Genomic DNA, 8,738 nt, shown 5'->3' with positions numbered 1-8,738 from the left:
GGACATCACCCTTTCACGGTGAGTACGGGGGTTCGAATCCCCCTGGGGACGCCAGATATTTCCAAGTAGTAGTATGTAATTGGCCAGTACGGACAGATTTCCGGATAGTTCGAAAAACCGTAGCAGTAGGTTTGTCGGACTAACCATTGTCCCCATCGTCTAGAGGCCTAGGACATCACCCTTTCACGGTGAGTACGGGGGTTCGAATCCCCCTGGGGACGCCAGACAGCAAGAAGAAAAAGCCGCCTCGTGCGGCTTTTTTCCATTTCGCCTTTAACTTCTCCACCATGACCATGCGCCTCGACCTGTTTTGCCGCGTTATCGACAACTATGGCGACATCGGCATCTGCTGGCGCCTGGCGCGCCAGTTGCACGCCGAGCATGGCATCGCCGTGCGGCTGTGGGTGGACGACCTGGCCAGTTTCCAGCGCCTGTGTCCCGACGTCGATACCAGCGCCGAAAACCAGGTAGTGCAGGGCGTGGCCGTGCGCCACTGGCGCGACCAGGATGGCATGTACACGCCGGAGGCTGTGGCCGATATCGTCATCGAATTTTTTGCCGTCGATCTGCCGCCGCACTACGTGGCCGCGATGGCGCAATGCACGCCGCGCCCGGTGTGGTTCAACTTCGAAGGTTTGACGGCGGAAGAGTGGGTGGAAGGCTGCCACCGCCTGACGTCGCCGCATCCGCAACTGCCGCTGACCAAGCACTTTTTCTTCCCTGGCTTTACGGACAAAACCGGCGGCCTGCTGCGCGAGGCGGCGCTGTTCGACGAGCGCCGCGCCTTCCTGGCCGATCCCGCGCTCGCCAGCGATTTTTTGCAGTCGCTCGGCGCCAGCCCGGCCGAATTGGCGGCCACGCGCGTGTCGGTGTTTTGCTATCCGTTTGCACCGGTGGCGCCGCTGTTCGAGGCGTGGCAGGGTGGCGCTGAAGCGATTACCTGTTTCGTGCCCGAGGGCGTGGCGACCCAGGCGGTGCAAGGCTTCCTTGGTGGCGATGCGGTTGCCGGGGCGGTGGCCACGCGGGGACACCTGACCGTGCGCGTGCTGCCGTTCGTGCAGCAGCCGGACTACGACAAGCTGCTGTGGGCGTGCGATGTCAACCTGGTGCGCGGCGAGGATTCCTGGGTGCGCGCGCAGTGGGCGGGCAAGCCGTTCGTGTGGCATATCTACCCGCAGGACGACAATTTGCACCACAAGAAACTGCGCGCCTTCTTGCAGCGTTACGCCGTGGGACTCGATGCCATCAGCGCTTTTACGCTGGCGTGGAATGGCGTACACCTTGACGCCGACTGGCCTGCCTTGTGGCGTGGCCTGCGCGCCGAGGCGCCGCAGATCGCCGCGCGGGCAGTCGCATGGGAGCGGGAGGTGACCGCGTACGGCGACTTGACCGGCAACCTGGTGGCTTTCGCGCAGTCGCTAAGATAGGCTCAGCCAGAAAAGCCGGGTATAATGCCGGGTTAATCTCTAGAACATTTTTTACCCTGATCAATCGTGAGCTGATGGCCCCGCGCCCGGCGCAGATGATTTTTACGCAACTTAAATTTTTAAGTAACTACTATGAAACCAGCAAAAGAAATTCGTGTCGGCAACATCATCATGGTCGATGCCAAGCCATTCATCGTGCTGCGCTCGGACGTCAACGGTTCGAGCCGCACCGGCTTCACCTACAAGTGGAAGATGAAAAATCTTCTGACCAACAGCCCGCTGGAAAACGTGTTCCGCGGCGACGACAAGTTCGACGTCGTGGTTCTGGACAAAAAGCCAGTGACCTACTCGTACTTCGCCGACCCGCTGTACGTCTTCATGGACGCTGACTACGAACAGTACGAAATCGAAGAAGAGAACCTGGGCGACGCACTGAACTACCTGAAAGACGGTATGGAATGCGAAGCGGTGTTCTACGATGGCAAAGCCATCTCGGTCGAACTGCCAACCACCATCCAGCGTCAGATCGTGTACTCGGAGCCTGCAGTCAAGGGCAATACCTCGGGTAACGTACTGAAAGAAGCGCGCATCGAAAACGCCATCGAATCGAAGCAGCACACGGTTCAAGTGCCGCTGTTCGTGAGCCAGGACGACGTCATCGAAATCGACACCCGCACCAACGAATACAAGAAAATCGTCCGCAACTGATCGACCCTGTCGAGCGACGATCACAAAAACGCCCTCCGGGGCGTTTTTTTTCGCCCATGCAGTTAATGCTTTGCTATATTAATGCAGCGCAGCAAATTTAATTGACAGGGGTGGGCATGGATCGCAGGCAGTTCGTTCGGATGGGCGCGGTATTGGGTTCTACTGTGAGTGCTGCTGCGGGAGCGGTAGCGGGCAGCGGCAACGCCTTGGCGGCAGCCAGGCCGGCCAGCGCCAGCATTCTCGAAGCTGGCGTGCGCGAGCAGCAGCAGCAGATGGAAGCCGGCAAGCTGACATCGCATGCACTGACCTCGCAGTACCTGGCGCGGATCCGCCACATCGACAAGGCCGGCCCGCGCATCAACGCCGTTATCGAGGTCAATCCCGAAGCGCTCAAGCTGGCGCTGGAGATGGACCGCGAGCGTACCGCCGGGCGCGTGCGCGGTCCGCTGCACGGCATCCCCGTCCTGCTGAAAGACAATATCGCCACCGGCGACCGCATGAGCACGACCGCCGGTTCGCTGGCGCTGGCCGGCGTGCGGGCCAAACGCGACGCCCACGTGGCTGCGCAGCTGCGCGCCGCCGGCGCCATCATCATTGGCAAGACCAACCTGAGCGAGTGGGCCAATATGCGCTCCACCCAGTCGGTGAGCGGCTGGAGCGCGCGGGGCGGCCTCACGCGCAACCCGTATGCGCTCGACCGCAATTGCAGCGGCTCGAGTTCCGGCTCCGGCGCGGCGATCGCCGCTGGCCTGGCCACGCTGGCCGTGGGCACCGAGACCGACGGCTCGATCGTCTCGCCGGCGTCGATCTGCGGCGTGGTGGGCATCAAGCCCACGCTGGGACTGGTGAGCCGCAGCGGCATCATCCCGATCGCCCATTCACAGGACACTGCCGGACCGATGGCGCGCACCGTGGCCGATGCGGCGGCGCTGTTGACCGCGCTGGCCGGTGTCGATCCGCGCGATGCGGCCACCCGTGATGCGAAACCGGTCAACTACCTGGCCGCGCTCGAGCAGGGCGGCTTGCAGGGCAAGCGCCTGGGCGTGGCGCGCAATTTCTTCGGCCACAGCGTGGAGGTCGATGCCGTCATCACCAAGGCGCTCGATGTCTTGAGCGCACAGGGCGCGGTGCTGGTGGATGTGGAAGTGCCCAACACCGACAAGTATGGCGACTCCGAGACCGAGGTGCTGCTGGTCGAATTCAAGACCGACCTGGCGGCGTACCTGAAGGAATATGCGCCGCATGCGAAGGTGGCCACCATGGCCGACGTGATCGCCTTCAACCGCGAGCACGCGAAAGAAGAGATGCCGTACTTCGGCCAGGAATACCTGGAACGGGCCCAGGCCAAGGACGGTCTCGACGCGCCGGCCTACCGTGCGGCGCTGGCCAACAACGACCGCTATGCGCGCGCCGAAGGCATCGACCAGGTGATGCAAGAGCATCGGCTCGACGCGCTGGTGGCGCCCACCGGCGGCGTGGCCTGGCTGACTGACTTCATCAACGGCGACCATTACGGCGGCAGCTTCTCGTCACCGGCGGCGGTAGCCGGCTACCCGCACATTACCGTGCCGGCAGGGCAGGTGCACGGCTTGCCGGTGGGGCTGTCGTTCGTGGGTGCGGCCTACAGCGAGGCGGCGCTGATCCGCATGGCGTATTCGTACGAACAGGCCACGCTGCACCGGCGCGCGCCGCAGTTCAAGGCCAGCGTGTCGCTGGCGGTGCGCTGATTCTATTTACCGAGCACGTGGCGCAGCGTCGGTTCGATGTTGCGGCGGTGAAGTTCGGCGACGATGTCTTCCAGCGTGGCGTGCTGCAGCAGCAGGCCTGATGGCGACGCCTGGCGCGTTGCTGCTGCTTGCGGTGCCGGCGCTGCTGCCGGCGCCTCGGCATCGAGCACCTGCAAGGCATGCTCGAACTGCTCGGCGGTGATGCTGTCGAGGCCATGCAGGAACGCCGCTTGGGCGCTGATCGGCGGCGGCATCTCCAGGCCCAGGTCCCCGGCCAGCGACGCGCCCATGGCGGGATTGATGAAGGCCGCCCACAAGCCGCTGCCCTGGTGCAGGCAGGGCGGCAGTTCCACCACGGTGGCGCCGGGCGCAGCATCCAGGTCGGCAAAGTAGGCCTGGTGCAGCAAGGCGTGCAAGCGGCGCAGTCGCGCCAACGGCACCGGCTGCGCAAACGACAGCCACAGGTTGTACTTGTCGGCGCCGTTGACGCTGACGGCCGGCGCCGGCAATTTCAGATCCTGCTGCAGCGCGTTGGCCACCTCGCACAGCAGCAGCCAGTGCTGCTCGTCCGGCAAACGCGGAAAATCGAGCACCAGTGCGCGCGCCATGCTGGTGTTGGTGGCCAGGTCGATGGCCAGCGTGGTGTTGGCGCGCAGGTGGTCTTCCAGCGCGGCGGTGGCCGGGTGCTGGCTGTCGGGGAGGTAGAGCCTTCTGAGCTCGGCGATGAGTTTTTCCATCGCTGCATTGTAGTGCTATTCGGCTTGGACCGGGGTGCGCCACTCGGTCAGATAATGCTGCGGCGTCCTGCCCAGGATGCGGCGGAACATGGCGGTAAACGCACTGGGGCTGGCATAGCCCAGCGCCGCCGCAATCGCCCCCACGCTGTGGCCTTGCGCGAGCCGCCCGAACGCCTCGGCCAGGTGCACCTGCTGCACCCACTGGCGGTAATGCAGGCCGGTCTCCTGCGGGAACAGCCGGATCAGGGTGCGTGCGCTGGCGCCCACGTCGGCGGCATGGTCCTCGATGGTGCGGGTGCTACCCGGATCGGCCACGATCGCTGCGCACACGGCCACCAGGCGCCGGTCGCGCGGCCACGGGATGGCAATCGGCACCGTCTCCGCTGCCTCCAGTTCGGACAGGATCAGCATGGCCAGGTGTTCGCCGCGGCCGGGCATCGGGTATTCGATCGGCTCTTCCAGCAGCGCCAGGATCAGCTGGCGCAGCAGGGCGGATACTTCGATCACGCGGCAGGCGTCGCCGTACTGGCGCACCGCGTCGGCCTCGATGTAGATGGTGCGCATGGTCACGGTACCGATCGAGGTCCAGTAGTGCACCACGCCGGGCGGGATGAACAGCGCGCGGCGCGGCGGCAGGATCCACACCCCGAGGTCGGTCGTCACGCGCATCAGGCCTGACGTGGCGTACAGCAGTTGCGCGCGCTCGTGGCTGTGCGGCCGGGCGGTCACGCCATGGCGTTCGTCGCGCGCCATGGCGGTGACCACGCGTGGTACGCGCTGGTAGTCGCGGTGGTCGCTGCTGCGTTCGGGGTGCGTCATTTGTCACTTTCTCGACGAAGATTGGAATATCCGGGATTCCCGACCATATTACACTGCCAGTTCTTGATAGAAAGGCTTTCCCCATGAACTCCACTGCTGCCACAGCCTTGGCGCCGCCCGCAAGCGCGCCTGCTACCCAGTCCCAGACCGTGATGCAAATCCTCGGCGCGGTCGCCTTTGCCCACCTGCTCAACGACCTGGTGCAGGCCATGCTGCCGTCGATCTACCCGATGCTCAAGGCCGAATTCGGCCTGTCGTTCACCCAGGTCGGCCTGATCACGCTGACCTTCCAGTGCACCGCTTCGCTGCTGCAGCCGTGGATCGGACTCTACACCGACCGCCGCCCCATGCCGTACCTGCTGCCGGCCGGAATGGTGTCCACCTTTATCGGCGTGCTGATGATGGCGGTGGCGCACAGCTTCCCGGCGCTGCTGGTATCGGCCGCGCTGATCGGCGTCGGTTCGTCGACGTTCCACCCGGAGGCCTCGCGCGTAGCGCGCACGGCGTCGGGCGGACGCTTCGGCTTTGCGCAGTCGCTGTTCCAGGTCGGGGGCAACGTGGGTTCCGCATTGGGACCTGTGCTGGCTGCCGCCATCATCATCGGCCGTGGCCAGGGCAATATCGGCTGGGTCGCGGTGCTGGTCGGCGTGGCGTTCGCGGTGCTGGTGTACGTGAGCCGCTGGCACAGCGCCCACCTGGCCAGCCTGCCGCGCAAGAAGGCGGTCGTGGCGCAGTCGCCGCTGCCGAAGGCGCGCGTGTATGCGGCGCTTGGTGTGCTGGCGCTGCTGGTCTTCTCCAAGTACATCTACATGTCGAGCCTGAGCAGCTACTACACGTTCTACCTGATCGATAAATTCGGCGTCTCGGTATCGTCGGCGCAGATGTATCTGTTCCTGTTCCTGGCGGCGGTGGCGGCCGGCACCTTCATGGGCGGCCCGATCGGCGACCGCATCGGCCGCAAGCGCGTGATCTGGATGTCGATCCTGGGCGCGGCGCCGTTCACGCTGGCGTTGCCATACGTCGATCTGTTCTGGACGGCCGTGCTGACGGTGGTGATCGGCTTCGTGATCTCGTCGGCGTTCTCGGCCATCGTGGTGTTTGCCCAGGAGCTCATGCCGGGCAAGGTGGGCATGGTGGCCGGGATCTTCTTCGGCCTGATGTTTGGCGTGAGCGGGATCGGTGCGGCGGCCATGGGTCACCTGGCGGACGTGGCGGGGATCGCGTACGTATATAAACTGTGTTCGTACCTGCCGCTGCTAGGTATCCTGACGGTGCTGCTGCCGCATGTCGAAGGGCAGAAGCGGTAAGGCGGAAAAATGAGATTCCCGCCTTCGCGGGAATGACGGAATTAATGCCGTGGGCCTTAAGCCGCGACCACGGATTTCATTGCGTCGGCCGTCAAGTCGTCATGTCGCATCGGCGGACCGCCGCGCAGGCGGGCATCCAATTGTTTAGACTTCGATAAACCGCATCTTGAAGTTGCGCCCCTTGATGGCGCCGAAGTCGCCACCCAGCGGGTTGTTCTTGCTCAGGCGGTCAAAGGCCTCGTACGCCACCCGGCGATCGAGCGCCACGTAGGTCTGGAACTCGAACACGTTGATCTTGCCCACCTGCTCCTTGCTCAGGCCAGCTTCGCCGGTGAGGGCGCCCAGCAGGTCGCCGGGGCGCAGCTTGTCCTTCTTGCCGCCGCTGATCACCAGCGTCATCATCGGCGCCGGGTCGACGCCGTAGTCGCCGCCGTCCAGGCTTTTCAGGTCGTACCATTCCACCGGCGCGCTCTGGTATTCCTCGATCAGCTTCACCCATTTCTTTTCGTTCGGCGCGCATAGCGAAAGCGCCAGGCCTTTTTCACCGCCTCGGCCGGTACGACCCACGCGGTGGATGTGCACTTCGGTGTCTTTCGAGACGTCGACGTTGATCACCGCTTCCAGGTTCGGGATGTCGAGGCCGCGCGCGGCGACGTCGGTGGCCACCAGCACCGAGCAGCTGCGGTTGGCGAACAGCACCAGGATCTCGTCGCGCTCGCGCTGTTCCAGTTCGCCGTACAGCGCCAGGGCCGTGAAGCCCTGCTCGCGCAGGTGCTCGGTCAATTCGCGGCACTGCACCTTGGTGTTGCAGAAGGCGATCGCCGACACCGGCTTGTAGTGGCCCAGCAGCGTGGCCACGGCCTGGTTGCGGTTGTCGAAGCCGATCTCGAAGAACAGCTGCTCGATCTGGCTGTTGTCGTGCTGCGCCTGCACCGTCACTTCGACCGGATCGACCAGGAAGGAATCGGTGGCGCGGCGGATGTCGTCCGGGTAGGTGGCCGAGAACAGCAAGGTCTGGCGGCGCTTCGGGCAGGCGCTGACGATGCCGGCGATTTCGTCGTAGAAGCCCATGTCGGTCATGCGGTCCGCTTCATCGAGCACCAGGGTTTCGACCTTGGACAGGTCGAGCGTGCTGCGGCCCAGGTGATCGCGCACGCGGCCCGGCGTGCCGACGATGATGTGGGCGCCGTGTTCGAGCGACGCGATTTGCGGACGCATCGGGGAGCCGCCGGTGAGCACCAGCACCTTGACGTTGCCGGTACTGCGCGCCAGGCGGCGCAGCTCATTGGCCACCTGGTCAGCCAGCTCGCGGGTAGGGCACAGCACCAGCGCCTGCACCGCGAACCACGCCGGATTGAGCTTGTTCAGGATGCCCAGGCCAAAGGCGGCGGTCTTGCCGCTGCCGGTCTTCGCTTGCGCGATCAGGTCGCGGCCAGCGAGCACCGACGGCAGGCTCTGGGCCTGGATGGTGGTCATCTCCTTGTAGCCGAGCGTGTCGAGGTTTTCCAGCAGCGCGGGAGTGAGCGCCAGGCTGGCGAAGGAAGTGGCGTCGTCTTGCTGTTCGGGCGTGAAGGTGTCGGTGGATGTCATGGTGTCAGACCTGTTCAAAAAGGACGTTGGCACAGTCTAACAGGCTCCGTTCCGGCCCTGATGCTGTGTGAGGGAATGCTGAAATTGATACTGGTAAAGCTTAATCTGGCGCCCAAACGGGCAGGCCGGTGAGATCGAGCTTGTCGTCGCGCACCCAGACCGGCAGGCCCGAGTTGTCGGTCGGCTCGAGCAGTTCGAGCTGTTCCTGTTTGGCGCCAGGTCGCCGAACACGCGGCGCCGGTGGCCGCTTGGCTTCCGGTTCGAGCGGCGCGGCCGGGCCGAAACCGGGCAGGTCGAACGTGGCGTTGTCTTTTTTATCTCTCATTGCGCAATCTCGTGCCCACGACGCGCTTTTTCGAAGCTTCCCAAAAGGCGTCGCTCAAAACAAAAGCCCGGCTGCGAGAGTCGGGCTCAGTGAAGCGC

General features: G+C 64.4%; 8 protein-coding genes and 1 tRNA gene. 5 read left to right on the top strand and 4 right to left on the bottom strand.

Translation table 11 applies throughout. From position 1 onward, the window contains the following. The first annotated feature begins 148 nt into the window (after positions 1 to 148). The 4 genes from DUPY_RS02835 (at position 149) to DUPY_RS02820 (ending at position 3,862) form a co-directional block, all read left to right on the top strand. Positions 149 to 224: transfer RNA gene (locus DUPY_RS02835), tRNA-Glu, on the top strand. Between the two features lie 63 nt (positions 225 to 287). Next, on the top strand, positions 288 to 1,427 hold the full coding sequence (earP, locus tag DUPY_RS02830) for an elongation factor P maturation arginine rhamnosyltransferase EarP (protein WP_070246202.1): 1,140 nt from the start codon (positions 288 to 290) through the stop codon (positions 1,425 to 1,427). Between the two features lie 132 nt (positions 1,428 to 1,559). Continuing rightward, positions 1,560 to 2,135, top strand: a complete 576-nt coding sequence (locus tag DUPY_RS02825; RefSeq protein WP_070246200.1) for an elongation factor P — start codon at positions 1,560 to 1,562, stop codon at positions 2,133 to 2,135. A gap of 116 nt (positions 2,136 to 2,251) precedes the next feature. Further along, complete coding sequence (locus DUPY_RS02820; protein ID WP_070246199.1) at positions 2,252 to 3,862, top strand: amidase; 1,611 nt, start codon at positions 2,252 to 2,254, stop codon at positions 3,860 to 3,862. A gap of 2 nt (positions 3,863 to 3,864) precedes the next feature. Here DUPY_RS02820 and DUPY_RS02815 read toward each other — a convergent pair whose 3' ends face one another. Together DUPY_RS02815 and DUPY_RS02810 are read right to left on the bottom strand one after the other, a co-directional pair. Further along, entirely contained in the window at positions 3,865 to 4,599 is a 735-nt protein-coding gene (locus tag DUPY_RS02815; protein WP_070246197.1) for a hypothetical protein, read from the bottom strand. Between the two features lie 15 nt (positions 4,600 to 4,614). Then, entirely contained in the window at positions 4,615 to 5,418 is an 804-nt protein-coding gene (locus DUPY_RS02810; RefSeq protein ID WP_070246195.1) for an AraC family transcriptional regulator, read from the bottom strand. A gap of 152 nt (positions 5,419 to 5,570) precedes the next feature. Between DUPY_RS02810 and DUPY_RS02805 the strand changes: the two genes are divergently transcribed. Next, the gene (locus DUPY_RS02805) at positions 5,571 to 6,725 is read left to right on the top strand and encodes an MFS transporter (RefSeq protein ID WP_275531532.1); all 1,155 of its coding nucleotides are present in this window, start codon (positions 5,571 to 5,573) and stop codon (positions 6,723 to 6,725) included. A gap of 144 nt (positions 6,726 to 6,869) precedes the next feature. Here DUPY_RS02805 and dbpA read toward each other — a convergent pair whose 3' ends face one another. Together dbpA and DUPY_RS02795 are read right to left on the bottom strand one after the other, a co-directional pair. After that, on the bottom strand, positions 6,870 to 8,315 hold the full coding sequence (gene dbpA, locus DUPY_RS02800) for an ATP-dependent RNA helicase DbpA (RefSeq protein ID WP_070246191.1): 1,446 nt from the start codon (positions 8,313 to 8,315) through the stop codon (positions 6,870 to 6,872). 100 nt (positions 8,316 to 8,415) lie between these two features. Then, complete coding sequence (locus DUPY_RS02795) at positions 8,416 to 8,640, bottom strand: hypothetical protein (protein ID WP_070246190.1); 225 nt, start codon at positions 8,638 to 8,640, stop codon at positions 8,416 to 8,418. Positions 8,641 to 8,738 lie beyond the last annotated feature (98 nt).

The organism is Duganella phyllosphaerae, assembly GCF_001758785.1.
In the GTDB taxonomy this organism is placed as follows: Bacteria; Pseudomonadota; Gammaproteobacteria; order Burkholderiales; family Burkholderiaceae_D; genus Rugamonas; species Rugamonas phyllosphaerae.
This window is presented reverse-complemented; position numbering and strand designations above follow the sequence as displayed.

Excerpts from the sequence above, each read along its gene's own strand:
- DUPY_RS02815 (WP_070246197.1), bottom strand. The coding sequence starts at position 4,599 with ATGGAAAAACTCATCGCCGAGCTCAGAAGGCTCTACCTCCCCGACAGC.
- DUPY_RS02825 (WP_070246200.1), top strand. The coding sequence starts at position 1,560 with ATGAAACCAGCAAAAGAAATTCGTGTCGGCAACATCATCATGGTCGAT.
- DUPY_RS02795 (WP_070246190.1), bottom strand. The coding sequence starts at position 8,640 with ATGAGAGATAAAAAAGACAACGCCACGTTCGACCTGCCCGGTTTCGGC.
- DUPY_RS02820 (WP_070246199.1), top strand. The coding sequence starts at position 2,252 with ATGGATCGCAGGCAGTTCGTTCGGATGGGCGCGGTATTGGGTTCTACT.
- dbpA (WP_070246191.1), bottom strand. The coding sequence starts at position 8,315 with ATGACATCCACCGACACCTTCACGCCCGAACAGCAAGACGACGCCACT.
- DUPY_RS02805 (WP_275531532.1), top strand. The coding sequence starts at position 5,571 with ATGCAAATCCTCGGCGCGGTCGCCTTTGCCCACCTGCTCAACGACCTG.
- DUPY_RS02810 (WP_070246195.1), bottom strand. The coding sequence starts at position 5,418 with ATGACGCACCCCGAACGCAGCAGCGACCACCGCGACTACCAGCGCGTA.
- earP (WP_070246202.1), top strand. The coding sequence starts at position 288 with ATGACCATGCGCCTCGACCTGTTTTGCCGCGTTATCGACAACTATGGC.